General features: G+C 72.5%; 17 protein-coding genes and 1 pseudogene. 8 read left to right on the forward strand and 10 right to left on the reverse strand.

The window, feature by feature from the left end; translation table 11 throughout:
• From HT134_RS09770 to HT134_RS09780, 3 genes are all read right to left on the reverse strand, one after another.
• Positions 1-801 carry an SDR family oxidoreductase gene (locus HT134_RS09770; protein ID WP_175599805.1) on the reverse strand — a complete coding sequence of 267 codons (801 nt, stop codon included), beginning with the start codon at positions 799-801 and terminating at the stop codon, positions 1-3.
• A gap of 304 nt (positions 802-1,105) precedes the next feature.
• Positions 1,106-2,722 (reverse strand): ribonuclease Y, encoded by a 1,617-nt coding sequence (rny, locus tag HT134_RS09775; RefSeq protein WP_175599806.1) that lies wholly within the window; start codon positions 2,720-2,722, stop codon positions 1,106-1,108.
• 662 nt (positions 2,723-3,384) lie between these two features.
• A complete protein-coding gene (locus HT134_RS09780; RefSeq protein ID WP_312888048.1) occupies positions 3,385-8,181 on the reverse strand; it encodes an ATP-dependent helicase in 4,797 nt (1,598 codons plus the stop codon).
• A gap of 88 nt (positions 8,182-8,269) precedes the next feature.
• On the opposite strand from HT134_RS09780, the gene HT134_RS09785 reads away from it, so the two are divergent.
• On the forward strand, positions 8,270-8,758 hold the full coding sequence (locus HT134_RS09785; protein ID WP_312888049.1) for a VOC family protein: 489 nt from the start codon (positions 8,270-8,272) through the stop codon (positions 8,756-8,758).
• 116 nt (positions 8,759-8,874) lie between these two features.
• Here the strand turns inward: HT134_RS09785 and HT134_RS09790 are convergent, their stop codons facing one another.
• Complete coding sequence (locus HT134_RS09790) at positions 8,875-9,069, reverse strand: hypothetical protein (RefSeq protein ID WP_175599807.1); 195 nt, start codon at positions 9,067-9,069, stop codon at positions 8,875-8,877.
• Between the two features lie 43 nt (positions 9,070-9,112).
• Here HT134_RS09790 and HT134_RS09795 point away from each other — a divergent pair, with 43 nt between their 5' ends.
• Positions 9,113-9,307, forward strand: coding sequence for a DUF3046 domain-containing protein (locus tag HT134_RS09795; protein WP_175599808.1), 195 nt, complete (start codon positions 9,113-9,115; stop codon positions 9,305-9,307).
• A 65-nt stretch (positions 9,308-9,372) separates the two neighbouring features.
• On the opposite strand, the gene HT134_RS09800 is transcribed toward HT134_RS09795, so the two are convergent.
• Positions 9,373-9,657: a hypothetical protein gene (locus HT134_RS09800; RefSeq protein ID WP_175599809.1), complete on the reverse strand. Its 285-nt coding sequence runs from the start codon at positions 9,655-9,657 to the stop codon at positions 9,373-9,375.
• Positions 9,658-10,091: 434 nt separating this feature from the next.
• Between HT134_RS09800 and recA the strand changes: the two genes are divergently transcribed.
• Both recA and HT134_RS45400 read left to right on the forward strand, forming a co-directional pair.
• A complete protein-coding gene (gene recA, locus HT134_RS09805; RefSeq protein WP_175599810.1) occupies positions 10,092-11,189 on the forward strand; it encodes a recombinase RecA in 1,098 nt (365 codons plus the stop codon).
• A gap of 2,212 nt (positions 11,190-13,401) precedes the next feature.
• Positions 13,402-13,878 carry a regulatory protein RecX gene (locus HT134_RS45400; protein WP_312888050.1) on the forward strand — a complete coding sequence of 159 codons (477 nt, stop codon included), beginning with the start codon at positions 13,402-13,404 and terminating at the stop codon, positions 13,876-13,878.
• A gap of 601 nt (positions 13,879-14,479) precedes the next feature.
• On the opposite strand, the gene HT134_RS09815 is transcribed toward HT134_RS45400, so the two are convergent.
• The 3 genes and pseudogenes from HT134_RS09815 to HT134_RS46830 form a co-directional block, all read right to left on the reverse strand.
• A complete protein-coding gene (locus HT134_RS09815) occupies positions 14,480-15,565 on the reverse strand; it encodes a carboxylate-amine ligase (RefSeq protein ID WP_175599812.1) in 1,086 nt (361 codons plus the stop codon).
• Positions 15,566-15,649: 84 nt separating this feature from the next.
• Positions 15,650-16,543, reverse strand: a complete 894-nt coding sequence (locus HT134_RS09820) for a hypothetical protein (RefSeq protein WP_175599813.1) — start codon at positions 16,541-16,543, stop codon at positions 15,650-15,652.
• Positions 16,544-16,600: 57 nt separating this feature from the next.
• Positions 16,601-16,918, reverse strand: a pseudogene (locus tag HT134_RS46830) (NADPH-dependent FMN reductase); the annotation flags it as partial.
• Between the two features lie 183 nt (positions 16,919-17,101).
• On the opposite strand from HT134_RS46830, the gene HT134_RS09830 reads away from it, so the two are divergent.
• The gene (locus HT134_RS09830) at positions 17,102-19,141 is read left to right on the forward strand and encodes a N,N-dimethylformamidase beta subunit family domain-containing protein (RefSeq protein ID WP_175599814.1); all 2,040 of its coding nucleotides are present in this window, start codon (positions 17,102-17,104) and stop codon (positions 19,139-19,141) included.
• Here the strand turns inward: HT134_RS09830 and HT134_RS09835 are convergent.
• Together HT134_RS09835 and HT134_RS09840 are read right to left on the reverse strand one after the other, a co-directional pair.
• The gene (locus tag HT134_RS09835) at positions 19,120-19,776 is read right to left on the reverse strand and encodes a M15 family metallopeptidase (protein WP_175599815.1); all 657 of its coding nucleotides are present in this window, start codon (positions 19,774-19,776) and stop codon (positions 19,120-19,122) included. The genes HT134_RS09830 and HT134_RS09835 overlap by 22 nt on opposite strands.
• A 12-nt stretch (positions 19,777-19,788) precedes the next feature.
• Positions 19,789-21,030: an ROK family transcriptional regulator gene (locus HT134_RS09840; protein ID WP_175599816.1), complete on the reverse strand. Its 1,242-nt coding sequence runs from the start codon at positions 21,028-21,030 to the stop codon at positions 19,789-19,791.
• Between the two features lie 171 nt (positions 21,031-21,201).
• Here HT134_RS09840 and HT134_RS09845 point away from each other — a divergent pair, with 171 nt between their 5' ends.
• The 3 genes from HT134_RS09845 to HT134_RS09855 are packed head-to-tail and all read left to right on the forward strand — an operon-like array spanning position 21,202 to position 24,388.
• Positions 21,202-22,527, forward strand: a complete 1,326-nt coding sequence (locus HT134_RS09845; protein ID WP_175599817.1) for an extracellular solute-binding protein — start codon at positions 21,202-21,204, stop codon at positions 22,525-22,527.
• Between the two features lie 2 nt (positions 22,528-22,529).
• Entirely contained in the window at positions 22,530-23,540 is a 1,011-nt protein-coding gene (locus tag HT134_RS09850; RefSeq protein ID WP_175600260.1) for a carbohydrate ABC transporter permease, read from the forward strand.
• A complete protein-coding gene (locus HT134_RS09855; RefSeq protein WP_175599818.1) occupies positions 23,537-24,388 on the forward strand; it encodes a carbohydrate ABC transporter permease in 852 nt (283 codons plus the stop codon). Before HT134_RS09850 ends, HT134_RS09855 begins: the two co-directional genes overlap by 4 nt.
• Positions 24,389-24,439: the final 51 nt, after the last annotated feature.

Genomic DNA, 24,439 nt, shown 5'->3' on the forward strand with positions numbered 1-24,439 from the left:
TCAGCCCTTGCGCCATTCCCCCGAGCCGAGCGCGCCGGCGGCCTGTGGCCCCATCAGGCCGAGCCCGCCGTCCACGAACACCGTCGAGCCGGTGACGTACGACGCCGCCGGGCTCGCCAGGAACGCCACCACGGCGGCCACCTCGTGGGCGTCGCCCGGCCGGTTGATCGGGTAGCCGGGTCTGGTGCCGTTCTGCGGCGGCAGGTCGTCCTGGCCGGTCATGGGCGTGGCGATCTCGCCCGGGGCCACGGTGTTGACGGTGATCCCGTACTCCGACAGCTCCAGCGCGAGGACGCGGCTGAGCATCCGCAGGCCGCCCTTGGCCGCGCAGTACGGGCCCGCGCCGACCCGGGGGTACTCCTCGTGGACGCTGGTCACGCTCACGATGCGCCCGCCGCGCCCCGTCTGGATCATCCGCCGGGCGGCGCGCTGCGCGCACAGGAACGGCCCGTCGAGGTCCACCGCGACGACCGACCGCCAGCGCTCGTAGTCCATGTCGAGCAGCGGCTCGGAGCTGCCGGTGCCCGCGTTGTTGACGAGCACGCCGAGGCCGCCCAGCTCCTCGGCCAGGTCGTCCACGACCTGCGCGGCGGCCACGGGGTCGGTCAGGTCGTGCTGGCGCACGGTGGCGGCCTTGCCCAGGTCGCGCACCTGCTTGGCGGTGTCCTCGGCTCCGTCGCTGTCGGAGTGGAAGGTGATCCCGATGTCGAACCCCTGCTCGGCCAGTGTCACGGCGGTGGCCTTGCCGATGCCGGAGTCGGCTCCCGTGATGATCGCGACCCGGTCGTACCCCTCGGTCATGACGCTCCCCTCGTCGGTGGCGGTCTCGTGCCGGGCCTCCGTCGCGTGTCGCGGCGTGCGCCGGACGGCGGCTCTCCAGCCCCCTGCCCGCGAAGGTCCGCCCCTACCGGCGGGCGCCATCCGCTGACAGGTCTCTGCCAGGCGGATGCCGGCGGGCCCGGACACCGTGGGGACAACGCCCGCACCCTGAACCCGCCGACCGCGGCCGGTCCCTCGTCGCCCTCGACCTCCAACGGCCCGAGGATGGCTATCCGCGCCTGTCACATCCTGCCCTGCGGGACGCGGTGGGTCAGCGGGCGAACGGTCAGCGGGCGAACTCGGTGGCGCGCGACTCGCGGACGACCGTGATGCGGATCTGCCCCGGGTAGGTCAGCTCCTCCTCGACCTGCTTGGCCACGTCCCGGGCGATCACCTGCGCCTGGATGTCGTCGATCGCGTCCGGCTTGACCATGACCCGGATCTCCCGGCCGGCCTGCATGGCGAAGACCTTCTCCACGCCCTCGTACGACTGCGCGATCTCCTCCAGCCGCTCCAGCCGCTTGACGTACGCCTCCAGCGACTCGCGGCGCGCGCCGGGACGGCTGCCGCTGATCGCGTCGGCCGCCTGGGTGAGAACCGCTTCGACGGTGCGCACCTCGACCTCGTTGTGGTGCGCCTCGATGGCGTGGACCACGTCCTCCGACTCGCCGTACCGGCGGGCGATCTCCGCGCCGATCAGCGCGTGGCTGCCCTCGACCTCGTGCGTGAGGGCCTTGCCGATGTCGTGCAGCAGGGCGCAGCGCTTCATCAGCCGCTGGTCGAGCTTGAGCTCGGCGGCCATGATGCCGGCGATGTGCGCCGACTCGATGAGGTGCTTGAGCACGTTCTGCCCGTAGGAGGTGCGGTAGCGGAGCTGGCCGAGCAGCAGCGTCAGCTCCGGGTGCATGTCGGTGATGCCGAGCTCGACCAGCGCGTCCTCGCCGGCGCGGGCGCACAGGTCCTGGACCTCGGCGCGGCTGCGCTCGTGGGCCTCCTCGATGCGCTGCGGGTGGATGCGGCCGTCGAGGACGAGCTTCTCCAGGGTCAGCCTGGCGGTCTCCCGGCGTACCGGGTCGAAGCAGGACAGCAGCACGGCCTCGGGGGTGTCGTCGATGATGAGGTTGACGCCGGTCGTCGACTCGAACGCCCGGATGTTGCGGCCCTCGCGGCCGATGATGCGGCCCTTCATCTCGTCGCCCGGCAGGTGGAGCACGCTCACCACGGACTCGGCCGTCTGCTCGGCCGCCACCCGCTGCACCGCCAGCGTCACGATCTTGGCGGCGCGCTTCTCGCCCTCCTTGCGGGCCTGGCCCTCGATCTCCCGGATGATCAGCGTGGCCTCGCGCTTGGCCTGGTTCTCGATCTCCCTGACCAGCTCCGCCTTGGCCTGGGCGGCGGTCAGCCCGGCCACCCGCTCCAGCAGGGCCCGCCGCTCGTCCTCGATCTGGAGCAGCTCGGCCTTCCGGTCGGCGAGGCGGGCCTCGTGCTCGGCCAGCTTGCGCTGCTGCTCGGCCTGCCGCCGGGCCTCCTCGTCCAGGCGCTCCTCACGCTCGGCCAGCCGGGACTCCCGGCGTTCGAGATCGGCGCGCAGCTCCTTGAGCTCGGACTTGAGGATCCGGCCCTCCTCCTCGACCTCGCGCCGCATCCGCGCGGCGCTCTCGGCCGCGGCCTCGGAGCGGCGCAGGATCTCCTCGGCGTCGGACTCGGCCTTGCCGCGGATCTCACCGGCCTCCTGCCGGGCCTGCTCCAGCTCCTCGTGGACGGCCTGGAGCTGCTCGTCCGACGGCTTGCCGGACTGCGGCAGAAGACCCGAGGTGCGGCGTACCACGACGAGGAGCGCGGCGATCATGCCGAACGTGAGCAGGAGCACCGCCACCGACAGCACAACGACAAGCGGCCCCATGCGCTCCCCGCCCTCCTCGCGTCGTCAACACCCGTAAACGCGGTCACAGAACGCGAGGGGTCACATGCGCGGCGCGGAACGCCCGGTCGGCGTCATCACGACGCTGATATCAAGCCAAGGCGGCAGCCGGGGTCTCGCCCGCCTCCATCAGTCAAGCTCGCTCGTTCGTTCGTACGTCACCAGTATGGCAATCCGCGCAGCGCGGAGTAACTCCTCACTGCCGTCGAGGTTATGCGTCGAAGAAGTCACGAGCAAGCAAACGCGTTATCAAGCGTGTCTTACGGGATGGATTCTCGCCATTCGCCCGGATATCGAGCGATCTGGGAAATGGTACGTGTACGCCAAGATGCGCCCTGGCCGCGAACCCAGGGTGCGGCGGGGCGGCCTGTGCGAGCCAGCCCGAGGGGCGGCACGGGTCCCGGCGGTATCCCCCATCCCCGAAATATCCTCACATAAACCACAGCAGCCCCACTCTCCCCAGATTCCCGGGAAACCGGGGCCCAAAGGGACCGCTCGCGGCGAAAGAAGGCCACGCCGAGAAAGGCCGGCACACCGCTCGGGCGACGCGACTCCCAGCCGCCCGCCCGGCCGACCGCCCTACTGAGCCGCCCGCCCGGCCGTCATCCGTCAGGCTGGCAGAGCCGGCCCTCCCGGGGCTTCCGTCAGGCCCGCAGGCGCAGCCCTCGTGGCGTCGGGTGGAAGCCCGCCGCCTCGAGCGCCTCGGCCAGCGGCGACTCGGTGATGGCGGCGCCGTCGGCCCGCTCGACAGTCAGCTTGCCGAGCGCCCCGTCACGCACGGCCAGGGCCAGCGCGTCCACCGCCGGGCGCAGCCGCTCGTCGTCGGTGAACGACAGCAGCGTCTTGCCGCCCCGCTCGACGTACAGCACGAGGAACCCGTCGACCAGCACCACCAGCGCCCCGGCCTTGCGTCCGGGCTTGTGCGCGACGTCGCCGGGATGCGCCGGCCACGGCAGGGCGGCCCCGTACGGGTTGGCCGGGTCGGCCGCCGCCAGCACCACGGCCCGCCGCGTCCCCCGGCGCTCGCCGGACCGGAACCCACCGGCCTGCCCCTGGGCCCACTCGACCTGCCCGTGAGGCCCGTCGAGCGACACGCCCGGGCTCGGCGGCTCCGCGGCGCTCGCGAGGGACGGGGCCATGGCCCGCATCCGGTCGACCGCCCCCGGCAGCGCGAACTGCGCGCCCCCGAGGCTCTCGACGAAGTAGCCGCGCCGGCACCGGCCGCTCTCCTCGTACGCGCGCAGCACCTGGTAGACCGGCGAGAACCCGCCGGGCAGCCGTTCGGACGTCACCGCGCCGCGGGTCAGCACCCCGTGGCGTTCGAGCAGGGCCTCGGCCTGGGCCTGCGCCCGCTGGGTCGGGTCACCGGCCGGTGACGGCAGCAGCCACCACCTCCCGCCCACGGTCGGCGGCCCGCTCCGGGTGGGCAGCACGGCCCGGCGGCGCCGCGTGGTGGCGGGGCGGTGCGCGGGACGCCCGGACCCCAGCGTCGCCCGCATCGGCGCCAGCGTGTCGCCCGACACGCGGCCGGACCACACGAGGTCCCACAGGGCCGTGGCCAGCGCCGCGTCGTCGAGCGAGCCGAGCCGGTCGGACAGCCCGCGGAAGAACAGCGCCCCTCCGCCGGCCAGCGCCTCCAGCACGTGGTCGTGGACCGGCGTCATGGTGATCTCGGCGGGTTCGGGCATGAGCAGGGGCGCGGTGTCGGCGAAGTAGAGCGACACCCACCCGTCGCCGCCCGGCAGCGATCCCTGCCCGGCCCAGATCACCTCGCCGGACGAGGTCAGCTCGTCGAGCAGCGCCGGATGGTAGCCGGGCACCCGCGACGGCAGGACCAGGGACTCCAGGGCCGAGGCGGGCACGGCCGCGCCCTGGAGCTGTTCGACGGCGTGGACCAGCGCGTCCATCGCCCGGGCCGCTCCGGCCGCCCCCGCCGCCGCGGCGCCCGCCGCTGCTGACCCTCCGGGCCCCGCCGTGCCCGCGGGGCCGGCCGAGCCGGTGATGCCGTGCCAGGCCGGCAGGAACAGCGCCAGCGTCTCGGGCGCGACCGGCTCGACCTCCTTGCGCAGCCGGGCGAGCGACCTGCGGCGCAGCATGCGCAGCACGCCCGCGTCGCACCACTCCTCGCCCCGGCCCCCGGGCCGGAACTCGCCGTTGACGACCCGTCCGGACGCGGCCAGGCGGTGCAGCGCGTCGCGTACCACGGCCACCCCCAGCCCGAACCGGGCCGCCGCCGTGCCCGCGTGGAACGGCCCCCGCGTGCGGGCGTGGCGCGCCACCAGGTCCGCCAGCGGGTCGGCGACCGGCTCCAGGAACGCGTGGGGCACCCCCACCGGCAGCGGCACGCCGAGCGCGTCGCGCATCCGCGCCGCGTCCTCGATGGCCGCCCACTGCTCCTCGCCGGCGACGCGCACCCGGATCGCGCGCCGCGCGCGTTCGAGCTCCTCCAGCCAGGCCGGGTCGCCGCCGCGCACGCTCACGTCGGGCGCGAGCAACGGCCCGTGTGAGCGCAGCAGGTCGGCCAGGTCCTCGGCGTCGCGCAGCGGCCGGTCGAGCCTGGCCAGCTCCCGCTCGGCGTCGGAGATCACGTCGGGGTCGAGCAGTTCGCGCAGGTCGGCCTGGCCCAGCAGCTCGGCCAGCAGCGAGGTGTCCAGGGCCAGCGCCTGCGCCCGCCGTTCGGCCAGCGGGGCGTCGCCCTCGTACATGAACGCGCCCACGTAGTGGAACAGCAGCGACGCGGCGAACGGCGACGCCTGCGACGTCTCCACCTCGACCACGCGCACCCGGCGCGCGGCGATGTCGCGCATCAGCCGGACCAGCCCCGGCACGTCGAACACGTCCTGCAGGCACTCACGCATCGTCTCCAGCACGATCGGGAACGACGCGTACTTCGAGGCCACCCCCAGCAGGTGGGCCGCCCGCTGGCGCTGCTGCCACAGCGGGCTGCGCCGGCCGGGGGTGCGGCGCGGCAGCAGCAGTGCCCGTCCGGCGCACTCCCGGAAGCGCGAGGCGAACATCGCCGATCCGCCCAGCTCCTCGGTGACGATCTGCTCGATCTCCTCCGGGTCGAACGCGGCCACGTCGGAGGGCGGTTCGGCCAGCGTGTCGGGGATGCGCAGCACGATGCCGTCGTCGGAGTGAACGGCCTGCACGTCGAGGCCGTAGCGCTCGTGCAGCCGCCGGTTGATCGCCAGCGCCCAGGGCGCGTGGACGCGGGCGCCGTACGGAGAGTGGATCACCACCCGCCAGTCGCCCAGCTCGTCGTGGAAGCGCTCGACCACGAGCGTGCGGTCGTCGGGGACGTAGCCGGTCGCCTCGCGCTGCTCGGCCAGGTAGGACCGGAGGTTGGCGGCGGCGTACTCGTCGAGCCCGGCGGCCCGCGCGCGCTCGGCCGAGCCGTCGGCGGCCTGTTCGCGCAGGAACGCGCCGATGGCCCTGCCCAGCTCGGCCGGCCGGCCGGGGGCGTCGCCGTGCCAGAACGGCAGCTTGCCCGGCTGGCCGGGAGCCGGGGAGACGAGGACGCGGTCGGCCGTGATGTCCTCGATGCGCCACGACGACGCGCCGAGCACGAACACGTCACCGACCCGCGACTCGTAGACCATCTCCTCGTCCAGCTCGCCGACCCGCGACGCCTTCTCGCCGACCAGGAACACGCCGAACAGGCCGCGGTCGGGGATGGTGCCGCCGTTGGTGACGGCCAGCCGCTGGGCGCCCGGACGCCCGCGCAGGACGCCCGTCACCCGGTCCCACACGAGGCGCGGGCGCAGCTCGGCGAACTCCTCGCTCGGGTAGCGGCCGGCCAGCATGTCGAGCGTGGCCTCCAGCGCGGTGCGCGGCAGCGTGGCGTAGGGGGCGGCGCGCCTGACCACGGCCTCCAGCTCGTCGACCGTCCACTCGTCGAGGGCGGTCATCGCCACGATCTGCTGGGCGAGCACGTCGAGGGGGTTGCGGGGGTAGCGCAGCTCCTCGATCTCGCCGTTCTTCATGCGCTCGGCGACCACCGCGGTCTGCACGAGGTCGCCGCGGTACTTGGGGAAGATCACGCCCTTGGACACGGCGCCCACCTGGTGGCCGGCCCGGCCGATGCGCTGCAGGCCGCTCGCCACGCTGGGCGGCGCCTCGACGCAGGCGACGAGGTCGACGGCGCCCATGTCGATGCCCAGCTCCAGGCTGGAGGTGGCGACCACGGCGGGCAGCCGGCCCGACTTGAGCGCCTCCTCGATCTGCGCCCGCTCCTCCTTGGAGACCGACCCGTGGTGAGCGCGGACGATCTCGGTCGTCACGCCCTTGCTCGCGCCGGCCTGGGCCATCATCTCGGCGGGCGGGCGCCGGACCGGCGCGCCGCCGCCCCCTTCACCGTCCGGGGCGGTCTCCCAGATCGACAGGTCGACGGTGTCGGTGCCGTACGCGCGCTCGTACGCCAGCTCGTTGAGCCGCGTGCACAGGCGCTCGGCCAGCCGCCGGGAGTTGGCGAACACGATCGTGGAGCTGTGGGCCCCGATGAGGTCGAACAGCCGGTCCTCGACGTGCGGCCAGATGGAACGGCTCGCCGGATCGGGCATCAGGTCGCCGTCGCCGCCGTCGCGACGCCGCGCGCCCTCCATCTCCGTCATGTCCTCGACCGGGACGACGACGTCGACCTCGATGCGCTTGTCGGAGGGCGGCTGCACCACGGTCGCCGGCCGGGAGCCGCCCAGGAACGCCGCCACCTCGCTGACCGGCCGGACCGTCGCCGACAGGCCGATCCGCTGGGCGGGCCGGTCGAGCAGCGCGTCGAGGCGTTCGAGGCTGAGCGCGAGGTGGGCGCCGCGCTTGGTCGCCGCGACCGCGTGCACCTCGTCGATGATGACCGTGCGCACGTCGCGCAGCGCCTCGCGCGCCTGGCTGGTGAGCAGCAGGAACAGCGACTCGGGGGTCGTGATGAGGATGTCGGCCGGCCGGGTGGCGAAGCGCCTTCGGTCCTCGGCGGGGGTGTCGCCGGACCGGATGGCCACCGAGATCTCCGGCACGGGCAGACCGAGCCGCCTGGCCGTCTGCTTGAGCCCGGTCAGGGGCGCGCGGAGGTTGCGCTCGACGTCCACGGCCAGCGCCTTGAGCGGCGAGACGTACAGCACCTTCGTGCCGCTTCGGCGAGGGGTCTCGTCCTTGCCGCCGCGCCCGCCGCGCCGACGCCGGCCGGACGGGCCCGGCTCGGGCCCGGCGCCCTCCACGGGCTCGGCCTGCTCGACCTGCCCGGCCGGCTCGACCTGCTCGGCGGCCAGCCGGTCGAGCGACCACAGGAACGCGGCCAGCGTCTTGCCGGAGCCCGTCGGCGCGACCACCAGCGTGTTGTCACCCCGCGCGATGGACCGCCACGCCCCCTCCTGGGCGGTCGTGGGCGCGGCGAAGGCCCCGGAGAACCACTCCCTGGTCACCTGGCTGAAATGGTCGAGCGAGCTCACCTGCCCATAGTGCCTCGCCGTACCGACAGAAAACGCATTGTGGCCGCCCAGGGTGGTTGAGCGGCACGCAGGCGGACATAGAGCGACCGTGAGCATCGACAACGCAGCCATGGACGCGCGCCGTGACGAGATCAGGGAGCGCTACCTCTTACCGCGCCGGCCTCCCAGCAGCGCCCGCGGCCTGCACCACTTCGCTCTGGTGTCGTCGGACGTGGAGCGGACGATCCGGTTCTACCAGGAGCTCCTGGAGTTCCCGCTCACGGAGATCTTCGAGAACCGCGACTACAAGGGCTCCAGCCACTTCTTCTTCGACATCGGCAACGGCAACCTGCTGGCCTTCTTCGACTTCCCGGGGCTCGACCTCGGCCCGTACCAGGAAGTGCTCGGCGGACTCCACCACATCGCGATCTCCGTCGACCCGGCCACGTGGGAGCGCCTGCGCGGGAAGCTGGAGATGGCCGGCGTGCCGCACCAGATCGAGAGCGGCGCCTCCATCTACTTCCGCGACCCCGACGGCGCCCGCCTGGAGCTGCTCGCCGACCATCTCGGCGAGATGTACGGCTCACGCGTGCTCTGACCTCGCGCGACGCCGTGCCGGCTGCCTCTGGCCGTCGCCGATCCCGCTCGCGGTTCTCCGCTCACTCGGGCCCGCGTCGCCGGCCGTACGGCACCGGTGGTGCGACCGGGCGCGGCCTAGCGCCGCGACGCCCGGCGCGTTCTCGGCAGGCCCGCGCGCGGCTCGCGCCTGATGCCGGCGTGCCGCTCGGACCTGTCCGCCTTCTCCTTCTGCACGGCCAGCCGTTGCGCCAGCCGTAACGCGCGCCGCCTGACGCGGTTCGCCTTGATCTTGGCGGTCTTCGGGGGCGAGGGTTTGTGAGTCTTGGCCATGGGTCTGTCCTACCCATGGCGCCGGTGGTCCCATACTTGAGTGATGCGGTTGACCGAGTTCTGGAGACGGATGCGCGCCCACTTCGGCGACGCCTATGCCGACTCCTGGGCGCGTGACTACGTGCTGGCGCCGCTGGGCGGCCGAACGGTCACGCAGGCGCTGGCGGAGGGCGAGAGCGCCAAGACCGTCTGGCGAGCGGTGTGCCAGGTGGAGGACGTGCCGCCGCAGCTCCGCTGACCTGAGACCACCACGGCCTGGCTTGCGGATCACCTCAAAGGGACGCCGGGCTCGCGCGGATCATCTCAAGAGGACTTCGCGTGAGGCGGCGTGTCGAGCGTCCGCCGCAACGCACCGGCCGTGAGCGCCAGCTCGTCCACGCGCCCCTGCCCTCCTGGCGCCCACAGGAAGATCCATCCGCCGCGCGAGGGGGTGGCGAAGATGATCGTCTGCCGCCCGGTCTGCGGATGCCACACCCAGAGCATCGGATCGTCGCCGCCGATCATGCGGCTCACCAGCCCCTGCTCGGGCAGCAGCTCGGCGAGAGCCTCCAGATGGGCGCGCCGCTCTCCGGTGTACGTGTCTGACACGTCGCCGCCTCCAACCCTCTACCCTTGACTCTCCCCAGCTCATGACCCCTGACAACACGCAAGCCGCAAACCACTGAACATGTGGGCGAACCCGGACGTACCGTCGCGACACGCTCACACAGCGCCCCGACCGGAACCGCCGGCCGGGACGGAAGGCGAGCCACCGCCGACCGGGACGGAACGGCCCGGCCGAGACGGAACAGGCCCGGCCGTGACGGGACAGGCCCCGGCCGCGACCCCACTGGGCCCGCCCCGGCAGGGCGCGGAGCGTCGCGGGCCCTGAGCCGCGTGTTACCGATGTGATCGAACAGCCGTTCGGCTACCATGGAGAACGCCGGGGACTCCGCCTCCCCGACACCCCGCAGAAAATGTCGGTGGCAGGCCGTAGCTTTCACTCGACTGAATCGGACCACGACCCTTCAGGGGGAGCTCCCATGGCTATCAACGACCGCGAGAAGGCCCTCGAGACCGCCCTCGCCCAGATCGAGCGGCAGTTCGGCAAGGGCTCCGTCATGCGCCTCGGCGATGACGCCAGGGCTCCCATCGAGGTGATCCCCACCGGCTCCATCTCCCTCGACGTGGCGCTGGGCATCGGGGGTCTGCCCCGTGGCCGCATCGTCGAGATCTACGGTCCGGAGTCGTCCGGCAAGACCACGATCGCCCTGCACGCGGTGGCCAACGCGCAGCGGGCGGGCGGCATCGCGGCGTTCATCGACGCCGAGCACGCGCTCGACCCCGAGTACGCCAAGAAGCTGGGCGTCGACACCGACGCGCTGCTCGTCTCCCAGCCCGACACCGGTGAGCAGGCGCTCGAGATCGCCGACATGCTGATCCGGTCCGGCGCCGTCGACATCATCGTCATCGACTCGGTGGCCGCGCTGGTGCCCAAGGCCGAGATCGAGGGCGAGATGGGCGACAGCCACGTGGGCCTGCAGGCCCGCCTCATGTCGCAGGCCCTGCGCAAGGTCGCCGGCGCCCTCAACAGCACCGGCACCACCGCCATCTTCATCAACCAGCTGCGCGAGAAGATCGGCGTCATGTTCGGCTCGCCCGAGACCACGACCGGTGGTAAGGCGCTCAAGTTCTACGCCTCGGTCCGCATGGACATCCGCCGCATCGAGACCCTCAAGGACGGCACGGAGGCGGTCGGCAACCGCACCCGCGTCAAGGTCGTGAAGAACAAGATGGCCCCGCCCTTCCGGGTGGCCGACTTCGACATCCTGTACGGCGTGGGCATCTCCCGCGAGGGCGGCCTGATCGACATGGGCGTCGAGCACGGCTTCGTCCGCAAGTCCGGCGCCTGGTACACCTACGAGGGCGACCAGCTCGGCCAGGGCAAGGAGAACGCGCGCAACTTCCTGAAGAACCACCCCGACATGGCCAACGAGATCGAGAAGAAGATCAAGGACAAGCTGGGTGTGGGCCCGCGCCTCGACGCCCCCGCCGAGGCCGCCCCGCCGGCGCCGCCCGCCCCCGCCTCCACGGGCCGCGGCTCGAAGGCCGCCGCCACGCCGAAGCCCGGTGACGTCTGATCGGTCATCCCCCCATGAGTGAACACCGGCCATCGGCGGCGCCATGAGCGGCGACGACCAGGCGCCCCACGATCGCGACTGGGGCGCCTGGCCAGACCTCCCGTCCTCCCCCACCGACCGCAAGGGCCGACGCGGCCGACGCGATTCGGCGGCCGGCGCGGGGGCGGGCTCAGGCTCGGGCGCGACATCCGATTCGACGCGTTCCGGCCTGCCGTCCGGCTCCCGATCGAGCTCGTCGTCGGGCTTCCGTTCCCGGCGCCGATCGGGCGCGGGCTGGAACCAGAGCCAGGACGGACGGAACGCCCGAAGGCGAGGCGCCGCGTCCGAGGATGGCACGGGCGCTCCGCGGGGCCAGGCGTGGGGTGACGCGCGCGACCAGAACCGGCGTGACGAGGAGCGGCGCGGTCAGGCGCCTCACGCCTCACCGTCCGTGGACGGCTGGCCGTCCTTGGCCGAGTGGCAGGAACAACGCGCCCAGCGCGCGGCCTCCCCCACCCCAGATCCCCACCAGGAAGATCGGGAACATCCCCAGCACGAAGAGCCCTCCCACCCCCCGAAGCAGCCCAGCACCGCAGGCGACCTGACCGTCCTCTCCAGCGCATCAGACCAGACCGAACGCACCCACGACAGCGGCGCCCGCCGATCCCCCACCCTCTCCTGGGACGCCCAACCATCCCCGGGCATCGGCCCGTCGTGGGCAATCGCCGGCTCGGAGCCTGCGTGGGATCCGGAGTCCCAGGCCCCCCAGCCCTCCTGGGCGACGGAGTCATCGTGGGCACCCGAGGCTTCGAAGCCTGCATGGGAGCCAGGGTCACAGACCGCCCAGCCCTCCTGGGAAGCCGAGTCGTCGCGGACGTCCGGGCCGTCGAAGCCTGCGTGGAAACTGGAACGGCGAGACGCTCAGCCTGCCAGGGGAAGCCGGCCTTCGTCGGCGAGCGCGCCGTCGGGGTTCTCCTGGGAGCCGGAGCCGCAGGAGGCTCACCCGTTCTGGGAGAGCACACCGTCGCAGGCAGCCGCCCCGTCCGGGTTCTCCTGGGAGCCGGAGCCGCAGGAGGCTCACCCGTTCTGGGAGAGCGCACCCGTCCCGGCCACCGATCCCTCGAAGCCCGCGCCGGGAGCGGAGCCGCAGGACGCCCAGCACTCTCGTGGAAGTGAACTGTCGTCGTCGGAGACCGAGCCCTCGCAATTCTCCTGGGAGCCGACCTCGCAGGACACTCACCCGTTCTGGGCAGACGCGCCATCGTCGGCTGCCGACCCCTCGCCCTCTTCCTCGGTACCGGAGCCGCGGGACGCTCACCCCTCTCGCCAGGCCGAGCCGTCACGTGACGAGGAGCCGTCCTCGGCTGCCGGACGTTCCGAGGAGGCCAAGGCTCCCTCGGAGGGGAAGCCGCTCCTCGACACCCACGACTCTTCCGGCCCCGCGCCGTCCGCTCCCGAGATGACCGCGGTCATCGACCACCCGGCGAACGGGGAATCCCGCTGGGGCAGCGAACCCGCCGCCGGCCGAGAGTCCCCTGCAGCCGGAGAGCCCAGCACGAGCGGAACGCCCATCACAGACCAGGCGTCCATCGTCGCCCGCGACTCCGCCACGAGCCGAGGACACACCGCCGGCCCGGACCGCGCCACCAGCGAAGACCCCACCACAGACCCGGACCGCACCGCCAGCGAAGATCCGACCACAGACCCGGACCGCGCCACGAACGAAGACCCGACCAGAGACCCCGACGGCACCACCAACGAAGGCCCCACTGCAAACCGGGAGCCCACCACCACCGGGGACCCCACCGCAAGCGGGCAATCCACCTCAAACGGAGAACCCGCTGCAGGCAAGGAAGCCTCCATCAGTCAGCAGCAACCCACAGCCGCAGAAGCGACGGCGAGTGCCGAGGCCAGCACGAGCGAGAGGCCCATCGCAGGTCCGCAAGAGTCCTCCGCTGACTGGGCGCCGTGGTTCGCGCGGTCCGAGACAGAAGGTGGAACCGCCGCGGCGAGCCCCGAAACGCCCTCGGATGAGTGGGCCGGTGACAGCGGGGACGACAGCACAGCCGGGCCCCGCGCCAAGGGACGAGGGCGCCGGTCCGGGAAGGGGCGTTCCCGGGACGGCCGTGGAGGGCGTGGCAGGCGGTCCTCGGGGGCGGACCGGGGGTGGTTGCCGGACGGACCCGACGAGGGCACACCCGCGGCAGCCGCACCACCGGCCGACCCCGAGGCGGTGGCACGAGCCATCTGCCTGCGGTTGCTCACGATGGCGCCCAAGACGCGCGCTCAGCTCGCCGAGGCACTGCGCAAACGTGACGTACCCGACGAAGCGGCGCAGGCGGTGCTCGACCGGTTCTCCGAGCTGGGCCTGATCAACGACGAGGCGTTCGCCGAAGCCTGGGTCGACTCGCGTCACCACGGTCGCGGCCTCGCCAAGCGCGCCCTGGCCGCCGAACTGCGCCACCGCGGCGTCGACTCCGAGACGGTGAACGAGGCTGTGGAGCGGCTCGACCCCGACCAGGAGGCCGAGACGGCCCGCCGCCTCGTGGACCGCAAGCTCGCCTCCACCCGCAACCTCGACCCCCAGACGCGCACCCGCCGCCTCGCCGGCATGCTGGCCCGGAAGGGCTACCCCTCCGGCCTCGCCTTCCGCGTCATCAAGGAGGCGCTGGAGCAGGAGGGCGTGGAGGTGGAGGACGACTATCCCTAGAGGGATGACTGCTCCCGGAGGGGAGTCTTCTCCGCGGACGACCCCGTGAGGATGACTCACGTGAGGACGCGGCCCCCCGTGTGGGCCGCCCCGTGTGAGGGCTCCCGTGTCCCTCGGCCCTGCGTGGAGGGCCCCGTTGTGAGGGGCGCCGGGTGAGGGGCTCCGGGTGAGGGGCTCGGGGCGAAGGGCCCTGCACGGCTCCCATGTGAAGCGGCCTTCGTGGGTGCCCATGTGAAGGGGCATCCGGTGGGGGACTGTGTCCTGCGTGAAGGGGCCTCCGTGAGTGCTCATGGGAAGGGGCATCCGGTGGGGGCACTGTGCCCCGCGTGAAGGGGCCTCCGTGAGTGCTCATGGGAAGGGGCATCCTTGGGGGACTGTGTCCTGCGTGAAGGGGCCCGCTTGTGAAGGGGCCTATGAGTTGCCCGTGTGAAGCGGCATGCCTCTTCGCGCGCCGGGGGCGTGGGGAACTGGGAAGGGGCCCGCGTGAACGGCCCTGCGCGAGCCCGCGCGAGAAGGGGCTCGTGTGGACGGCTCCCTTGTGGGCGCAGTCTCTGTGTAGCGCAGCGCCTCGCCCGCAGGGACATCGGCCGGGCGTCGCAGGTCAGGCGGTCGTCGCCCGGATCAGGTCGTCCACCACTCTGGTGAGGTCTCCGGTGGTCGCGTGGGTGCGGAGTTGGCGGGTGGCGCCCGAGCCTCTCCGGAGCAGCCGGCCGAGGCCGTCCTGGACGAGTTCCAGGTCACCGGACTCGGCCAGCGCGGCCCGTACATGGTTCAGGAGGCGGCAGGCCAGTACGGGCGCGGGAACCAGGATGCCGGTACGCAGGTCCAGGCTGTCGCCGGCGAGTCCGTCGCGCGCGGCGCGCCAGTACGCGGCCCGCAGCACCTCCGGCGGCACGGGCAGTCCCCGGTCGCCGCCGGACACGTCGCGCAGGGCCGTCACGACGAGGGCGCGCACCAGGCCGGCCAGGGTGGCGCTGTCGCCCACGTCCAGCGGCACGTCCGTGACGCGCACCTCGACGGTCGGCAGCCGGGGCGACGGGCGCACGTCCCAGAACACCGTGCGCCGGTCCATCAGCGCCCCCGACTCCGTCAGCGCTTCCAGCGTCTGCTCGTAGGCGGCGTAGGACGGGAAGTACGGCGGGGCGCCCGAGACGGGCCAGCGGCCCCAGCTGATCACCCGCCAGGAGGCGTAACCCGTGTCGCGGCCCGCGAAGAACGGCGAGTTGGCGGCCAGCGCGATCAGCGTGGGCAGCCAGGGCCGAAAATGGTTGGCCACGTAGACGGCGTGCTCGTCGTCCGGCACGTCCACGTGGACGTGGAGGGCGCAGATGCTGATCTCGTCCTGGAGGGCGCGGTAGAGCTCACGGCCGTGCTCGTAACGGACGTCGTCGCCGAGCGGGGGCCGGGCGACGTCGCCGAGGACGGGGCTGCCGCTGGCCATCACGGACAGGCCGCACGACCGCGCCGCCCCCGCCACGTCCTTGCGGGTCAGGCGCAGGTCGGTGGCCAGCGCGTCCAGATCGGACGTCGGCGCCGTGCGGGCCTCCACCTGGAAACGGGTGATCTCCTGGTCGACGTCGAGCATCCCGGAGGCTCTGGCCAGGACCTCGGCCGCCCGGGGAACCACCTGACGGGTGCGCGGGTCGACGACGAGGTACTCTTCCTCGATCCCGATCAGCAGAGCCATGACCACCTCACAGCGCGTTCAGGGAACCACCTCCGTACCGTTCTTTTGTGATTTGTGCCCGTTGGTGCGCCCGAGCGAACCGCTTCACGGATCTTCGCCGCCGTTCGCGCGACCGGCCTCGGCCGCGGGGTCCTCTGGCGGTTCAGTGCTCCCGGCGTGAAGCACGAGGCCGCCGTCGTTCGCGGGCCGGAACCCGAGTCCGCGGAGCTCGGGGTCGCCGATCGCGGTGACCACGCGCACGGCGCCGGCCTCGACGACCTCGCGGACCGCGACGCGCATCAGCGCCTGGCGTACCTCTGACGGGACGCCGGGCAGGATGTGCGCCACGTCGAGACGGGCGATGGTGTGCCGTTCGTCCTCCCAGGATGCGGCCGCATGACCGACATGAGGTTCCCCACGGGCGTTGTCGGCGTAGGCCTGAAGCCAGCACGCGAGCCTGGCCTCGGCGATCAGCTGTCGGGGGATGGTGACGTCCATCCCCGCCTCGGCCAGCCAGCTGCCAGGCTCGGCCGCATGCGGGGAGCGCGATGCCGACCGCGATCTCCGAATGGCGTAGGCGCCCTCTCGGACGGAGAGGACGACGTCGTCGCCGTAAGGGACCGGACTGATGGAGAACCCGGCCGGCCAGGGGTCCGGAGCATCGCCGGTGTCCAACAGGACGTAGCCCTCCCGGACCGTCCGGCGGCTCCGGCGAACCAGTCCGGTGTCGAGTTCCTCCATGAGGAGAGATTCGACGTCCGCGGCCCATTCCTCGACCGAGGTCACCGGCAGGCCGGTCCACGGACTCTTCGGCGCTGCCGGAAACCCGACCTCGACGGCGTAGACGGTCGGGTCTCGCCGCCAGCGGAAGGTCACCGACATGGCGTCGGGCTCTGCCACGACGTCGACGGCGGAGTACCCCGTCGTCACAGCGCCCGGACGTAGCAAGCGCGTCCTGACCGCTTCGAGAACCGCCTGCCGGCCCCACTCAGTCGTCACATGTCCAGACTCCCACGCTCGCCGCCTGGCTGGATCGGCTCCCGTCGATGACGACGGTCATGCCGCTGCCGGCTCGCGCAGCGTCCGCAGCGCCTTGGACCAGGCGACGACCTCGTCGAGCAGTTCCGTCAGGGTGGCCTCCTGGTGCGGGCCGGGCGTGATCACGCCGGGCTCGGCGGGGTCGGTGAGCTCGAAGTCGGTGAACGCTGACAGCGCCACCTGGGCGCGCACGTTGGCCGCGCCGACCTCGGTCATGACCTGACGCAGGTGCTCGACCGCGCGTACGCCGCCGTGCACGCCGTGGCTGACGAATCCGGCCGCCTTGTCGGCCCGCTCGGCGTACAGGAAGTCGACGGCGTTCTTCAGGGCGGCGGGGGCGGAGTGGTTGCCGTGGGCGCCGCGCCCACCGAGATGGGGACGACCCCGGCCACGCCGCTCGCATCACCCGCTTACTCTTGTGCGGGTCCGGCGGTCGTGGAAGACTCCCGAGCGGACATAACTGTTAACAATCTTTCCAGTAAGCCTCCCGTCCCCCTTCCCGAGGGAGCCTCGAACCGCATGGACAACCCCCCGACGTGGGCCTACGCCAGGGCGACCTCGTGCGCGCAGGGCGGCACGCTGCCCTTCGTCGTCTCCGAGGCCGCGCCGGTCGAGGTGGCCGACGTGGCGAGCGACCGGGTCGTGTTCACCGGTGTGGCGACGCCCCGCTGGGAGCTGGAGATCGGCGCCGACTGGCCCAGCTCGCTCTACCGGGCGCGGTTCGGGCCCGAGGTGCCGTGGCCGCAAGGGCTGCCGGGCGAGGCTCCGTGCCCGGACAACGAGGTCTTCTTCGTGGTCCGCGAGGCGGTGCCGGCCGCGCCGATCCTGGTGAGCGTGCCGTTCGCCACCTGGCAGGCCTACAACAGGGCGGGCCGGCCGGGGCAGGGCCTCTACTGGACCGAGTCGCCGGTGCGCGCCGGCCGCGTGAGCTTCGACCGGCCGGGCGGCGGCCCCTGCCCGGAGCGCTGGGAGTTCGGCCTGATCCGGTGGCTGCGACCGGCCGGCTACGACGTCGCGTACTGCTCGAACCTCGACCTCGACCTCGGCGACGGACCGGACCTGCTGGCGAGGCACCGCGTCCTCGTCGTGAACGGCCACGACGAGTACTGGTCGGAGGCGATGCGCGACGCGGTCGAGGAGTTCGTCCGGCGCGGCGGGAACCTGGCCGTCCTCTCCGGCAACACCGCGTGGTGGCGGATCCGGCTGGAGGACGGCGGGCGGACCATGGTGTGCCACCGCGACGCCCTGTGCGACACGGTGGACGACCCCCGGCTGGCGACCGTCGAGTGGTCGTCCGCCGGGCGGCCCGAGAACACGCTCACCGGCGTCAGCTTCCGCGCCGGGGCGGGGACGTGGGGGCCGGACATGCGGCGCATGCTGGAGGAGTCCTACACGGCGCGCTTCGCCGACCACTGGGTGTTCGAGGGGACGGGACTCAAGGACGGCGACCCGTTCGGGCGGGGATGCCTGGGCTACGAGACGGACGCGGCCGAGATCGAGGAGATCGGCGGCGTGCCCCGGGTCACGTGCCGCGACGGGACACCTGCGTCGTTCGTCGTGCTGGCCACGGCGGACCTGCGGCACTGGAGCGCCTACGGCCAGGGCGGGACGGCGACCATGGGGATCTTCACCAGCGGCCTGGGCGCCGTGTTCAACGCCGCCACCGTCAACTGGGGCAACACCCTGCACGACCCGGTCGTGGAACGCGTGACCCGCAACGTGCTCGACCGCTTCAGCGGCGCGGCGCCCGCCCCCGCGTGGGAGGTCGTCGGACCCGCCGGGACGGACGTCCGGGCGCTGGCGGTGCGGGACCGGACGCTGTACGCGGTGGACGGGTCGGGGGCGCTGCTGCGGCGGGAGCTGTGCGGGCAGAACCTGCCGTGGGAGCCCGCCACGACCGCCCGCGCCGCCCGGACAGCAGCGGCCCCCGAACTCGCCGGACTCACCGAAGCCTCCGAGGCCTCCGAACTCGCCGGAGCCGGCGAAGCCCGCGAAGTCTCCGGGGAGGTGGTCGCGCTGGCCGTGCCCAGGGAGGCCGCGGCGGGGTTCCCCGTCGCGCTGTACGGCCTGACCGCCGCCGGGCGGCTCGTCCGGTGGGACGGCCGGGAGGACGGCGACGCCTGGACGGACCTCGAAGCGGCGCCCCCCGGGGCGACGGGGCTGGCGATCGCCGACTGCACGTTCTTCGCGGTGACCGAGGGCGGGGAGCTGTGGCGGCGGCCGTTCGCGTCCCGGGGGTGGGAGCCGGCGGGCGCGATCCGACCGGTGGCGGGCGCCGCCCCGGAGGGCTTGCGGGTGAGCGGGCTGGCGGCCATGAACGGGCGGCTGTTCGCGGGGCTCGCCGACGGCCGGGTGCTCACCTCGCTTCCCGGCGGCCCATGGGAGGAGTACGACGTGAGGCTCGTCGCGGCGGCCTTCACGGCGCACGCCGGCGCGCTGGTGGCGGCCGGCCGCGAGACCCCGCTCAGCCGCCACATCGTCCGCCGCCGCCAGGACAGCCCGCCGTCATCCACGAGCGGCGGCGACGGAGGCGGGGCTCAGAGGGACGCCGGGCCGTAGAGGGCGTGCGGGGCTCCGACGGTGAAGGCCCAGTAACGGTCGCCGTACGACCAGTGCCACCACTCCGTCGCGTAGTTGACCAGCCCCACCGGCTCCAGCGCCCCGGCCAGGATCTTGCGGTGCCGGCGCGCGGTCTCCGGCAGGTCCGGGGCCGCCGTGTAGCACAGTCCGCCGCTCCGCTCCGGCGTGTCGTTGATCGCCGTGCCCATGTCGTACTCGGCCCCGTCGGGGTCGCAGAGGGTGAGGTCCACGGCGGCGCCGGCCGTGTGCGGGGCCACCTCGACCGGTGAGACGTAGCGGCTGGTGGCCGAGCGCAGCTCGTCCGGGGTCAGGCCGGGGAAGCGCTCGGCCAGCTCGGCGCGGTAGCCGTCGAAGATCTGCCGCTGCGAGGCGATCGTCCGGTGCCCCTCGACGATCAGCAGGTGGTACCCGTCGGGCAGGGTCCGCTCGGCGCGTTCGAGCCGGTCGACGACGCCCTGCCGCAGGTGGGCGTACGCGCCCCCGGGATCGGCCATCCGCTCGTCGACCCGCAGCCGCCCGCGGACGTCCACCAGCGGCTCGCCGCTGTCTTCGAGGGGGATCGCGGCGACACGCGGATCGGAGATCAGCACGATGTCGCCAGTTGGGTGCCACATGTGCAGCAATTCTCACACAGTGTCGGAGAAGACCTGCTCCCGGGCTTGCTCCAACGCGGCCACCAGAGCCCCGCGCAGCACGGGGTTTCCGGTCACCCCGGTGGCCGCGACCGTGGGCCGGCTGGGGCTGATCCTGGCCGCGGCGGTCTCGACGCGGCCGGCGAGCTCCGCGCCGCCCGCCTTGCCCACGTCGCCGGCGAGCACGATGAGCCCGGGGTCCAGGACGACGCTGACGGCGGCGACGGCCACGGCCAGCCGGGCGGCGACGGCGTCGAGGAAACCGCTGTTGCCGGCGGCGACCGCGGCCGCCACCAGCCCGGCGACCGACCCCGCACGGGAAGCCGGAGCGACGCCGTCCCCGTCGGCACCGGAAGCGGCCGGCCCGTCCGGAGGCAGCGGCAGGCCGGCGGGATCGGTCAGCCCATGGGCACGGGCCAGGGCGGTCAGCGCCTTGCGGCCCACGAGCCGCTGGTACGACCCCGACTGCGGACGCGCGACGTCGTCCGGCAGCGGCTCCCCCGGCACCGGCAGCCAGCCGATCTCCCCCGCCCCTCCGGTGGTGCCGCGCCGCAGCCGCCCGTCCAGCATGACGCCGAGCCCCTGCCCGACGCCCGCCCACATGACCACGAAGTCGTCGTGCCCGGCGGCTGCGCCGTGCCTGTGCTCGGCGAGGGCGACGAGGTTGACGTCGTTCTCGATGGTCACGGACGCCCCGAGCGAGCGGCGCAGGCTGGCGAGCACGCCGGTGTGCCAGGCGGGCAGGTCGTGCGAGAAGCGCATGTCGCCCGTACGCGGGTCCACGACGCCGCGCGTGCCGATGACGAACGACCGCAGCCGCCCGAGCGTGATGCGGGCCGAGGCGCAGGCCCGCTGGACGGCGTCGTGGACGGCGGCGACGGGGTCCTCTCCCCCGGCGGGGTCCACGACGACCTCGACCACGACGCGGCCGGTGATGTCGGCCACGCCGACGGTGATGGAGTCGGGCAGCACCTCCAGCCCGGCGACGTGGGCGCTGGAGGGCACGACGCCGTAGAGGGCGGCGTTGGGGCCGCGCCCGCCGGCCCGTTCGCCGGCCACCTGGACGAGGCCGCGCTCCTCCAGCCGGGCGAGGAGCTGCCCGGCCGTGACCTTGGACAGGCCGGTGCGCTCGCCCAGCTCGGCGCGGGTCAGCGGGCCGTCGGAGATGAGCAGTTCGAGCGCGCTGCGGTCGTTGAGCCGGCGCAGCAGCCTGGGGACGCCCGGGTTGAGTGTCACGAGCTCCCTCCCCTCTCGTCACGAAACGCTAACGCCGGTTTCTTTTAAGAAAGTTTCTTGTTAGTTTACCACCATTCGACACTGACGATCAGCCAGGTGCGGGACCCCCGGGCTCGGCACCCGTATGAGCGCAGACCCCCGACGCGTTTTAGCCGGGAAGGGAGAACCCTAGTGAGGATCGCGAAGACCACGGCCGCTACGGTCACCACGGCCGCCTTGGCCCTGGGACTGGCCGCGTGCGGCGGCTCCTCCGAGCCGTCCAAGAGCCAGCCGGCGCAGTCCGCCTCGGCCGCCGGTCCCAAGTTCGCGGGCCAGAGCCTCACCGTCTGGCGTCTCGGCGACCCCAACGAGCCGTCGCAGAAGTACATGGACGACCTCGTCGCCGAGTTCAAGACGCAGACCGGCGCCGACGCGAAGGTCCAGTGGATCCCGTGGCCGCAGGTCAACGACAAGTTCACGGCCGCCGCGGCCGGCGGTGAGGGCCCCGACGTGACCGAGATCGGCAACGACCAGGTGCCGCTGTGGCAGAGCCAGGACGCGCTGGCCCCCGTCACCTCGATCACCACCTCCGGAGAGCAGGCCCAGATCCCGAAGAACCTCTTCGGCCTGGAGACCATCGACGGCGAGGTCTACGCCATGCCGTGGGGCGCCGGCACCCGCGCGGTCATGTACCGCACGGACTGGTTCAAGGAGCTCAAGATCGAGGTCCCGAAGACCTGGGACGAGCTGCTGGCCGCCGCCAAGAAGATCCAGGACAAGAAGGGCAAGGACGTCGACGGGTTCGCCTTCAACGGCGGCTCCGACGCCAACCACCTGCTGGGCGCGCTCGCCTGGTCCGAGGGCGGCGAGTACGCGGTCAAGGAGGGCGACAAGTGGGTGGGCAAGCTCACCGACCCCGCCTTCAAGGCCGGTTTCGCGTCGTACACGGGGATCGTCACCTCCGGCGTGTCCGGCAAGTCGCGCCTGACGCAGAACACCACCGACATCCGCACCCGCTTCTCCAACGGCAAGGTCGGCATGTACCTCACGGCCTCGTGGGACATCGCCACCATCAAGGAGGAGAGCAAGGGCAAGATCAAGGACGACCAGATGGCGTTCTTCCCGCTGCCCTCCAAGAGCGGCGGCGAGACCCCGGCGTTCTTCGGCGGCAACGACATCGCCGTGTGGAACGACGCCAAGAACAAGGAGCTCGCGACCGAGTTCGTGAAGCTCGCCTCCGGCAAGAAGTGGGCCGACCGGTACGCCAAGGACGGCGGCCTGCTCCCGGTCTACCCCGACACCCTGGCCGAGCTGGCCAAGGACCCGGCGCAGGCGCCGTTCGCCGCCGCCTTCGCCAAGGCCAAGGCGTTCCCCGCCGACCCGCAGTGGACCGAGGCCAACGAGACCAAGGCCGTCCTGCAGAACGCGGCCCGCTCGGTCATCGAGGGCAAGGCCACGGCGGACGACGCGCTGGCCGCGGCCAACAAGGAACTCGAAGACATCCTGAACCAGTCGTGACGATGGCGGACACGTCAACGCTCGCCAGGGGCGGAGCCACCTCCGCCCCTGGGCGGCGCCGAGGCTCGCGCAGGCCCTCCCGCGCCGGCGGCATGCCGGCGTGGGCGGTGCCCTACGTCCTGCTCATCCCCGGCATGCTGGTGATCGCGGGGCTGCTGCTGTACCCGATGGTGCAGATGGCGATCATCTCGTTCCAGGACATCAGCCTGCGGGTGATCCGCGGCGTCGCGGAGCCGAAGTGGGTCGGGTTCGGGAACTACCAGCGCGTCCTGGACAACGAGATCTTCTGGTCCGCGCTGCGCAACACGGTCGTCTTCGCGCTCGTCACCGTGACGCTCACGCTGGTGCTCGGCACGGCGGTCGGCGTGCTGCTGCACCGGCTGAGCAAGCGCATGTCCGCCTTCGTGATCATCGGCATCATGTCGGCGTGGGCGGTGCCCCCGGTGGCGCAGGGCACGATCTGGCGGTGGCTGTTCGACGCCGAGGCCGGCGTCGTCAACTGGGCGCTGAACCTGCTGCCCGACTGGCTGTCGTCGCTGGTGTTCGGCCGGAGCGACTGGTCGGGCCAGCCGTGGCTGAACGACGCCTGGTCGGTGTACGTGGTGCTGGTGCTGACCGTGCTGTGGGCGTCGTTCCCGTTCGTGGCGGTGTCGGTGCTCGCCGGGCTCAAGGGCATCCCGGCCGAGCTGTACGAGGCGGCCCGGGTGGACGGCGCCACGCCGTGGCGCACGTTCAGGACGATCACCTTCCCGCTGCTCAAGCCGGTCTTCGCGGTGCTGACCATCCTGTCGATCATCTGGGACTTCAAGGTGCTCAGCCAGCTCTACGTGCTGCTCAACGGGCCCACCAACCGCGAGGCGTTCAACCTGTCCCTCTACTCGTACGCCGAGGCGTTCAAGGCGCCGCCGAAGATGGGCACGGGCGCGGCGATCGCGATCGTGCTGACGATCATCCTGCTCGTCGTGACCGCCTTCTACACCCGGCAGATGGTCAAACAGGAGGACCTGGCATGAACCCGCTGGCCCGCAAGCGGCTCACCCGGGCCGCCCTGAACACGGCCGGAGTGCTGGTCTTCCTCTTCGCCGTCTTCCCCGTCTACTGGATGATCTCCACCTCGTTCAAGGCGAACGACCAGATCTTCACCACGGACTTCATCCCGTTCCCCACGCACTTCACGCTCGACCACGTCGAGCGGGTGCTCACCGAGGGCGTGGCGGGCAACCCCATCTGGGTCTACATGCGCAACAGCGCGATCGTGGCGCTCGGCACCGTGCTCGTCGGCTCGGCGTTCGCGCTGCTGGCGGCGACCGCCGTGGCGCGCTTCCGGTTCAAGGGGCGCACCGCGTTCCTCATCACGCTGCTCGTCGTGCAGATGATCCCGTGCGAGGCGCTGGTCATCCCGCTCTTCCTGAACGTCAAGCGCCTCGGCCTGTACGACAACCTGCTCGGGCTCATCGTGATCCAGGTCGGCATCACCCTCCCGTTCGGCGTCTGGATGCTGCGCACGTTCGTCGCGGCGGTGCCCAGGTCGCTGGAGGAGGCCGCGTGGATCGACGGCGCGAGCCGGTTCACCACGTTCAGGAAGGTGCTCTTCCCCCTGGTGGCGCCCGGGCTGGTGGCGACGAGCATCTTCTCGTTCATCACCGCCTGGAACGACCTGATCTTCGCGCTGGTGCTGATGAAGGAGAGCTCCGGCTACACCATGCCGGTCGCCCTGCAGTACTTCTTCGGGCAGCGCGGCACCGACTGGGGCGCCATCATGGCGACCTCCACGCTGATGACGCTGCCCGTCATCGCCTTCTTCCTGCTGGTGCAGCGCCGCATGGTCTCCGGCCTGGTGGCCGGCGCCGTCAAGGGCTGACCCTCCCCTGCCGCGGTCCCCGGCACGGCCGGCGTCCCTCCACCCGCCGGT

Origin of the sequence: Nonomuraea rhodomycinica (assembly GCF_013363995.1) — a bacterium.
GTDB classification, from domain to species: domain Bacteria; phylum Actinomycetota; class Actinomycetes; order Streptosporangiales; family Streptosporangiaceae; genus Nonomuraea; species Nonomuraea rhodomycinica.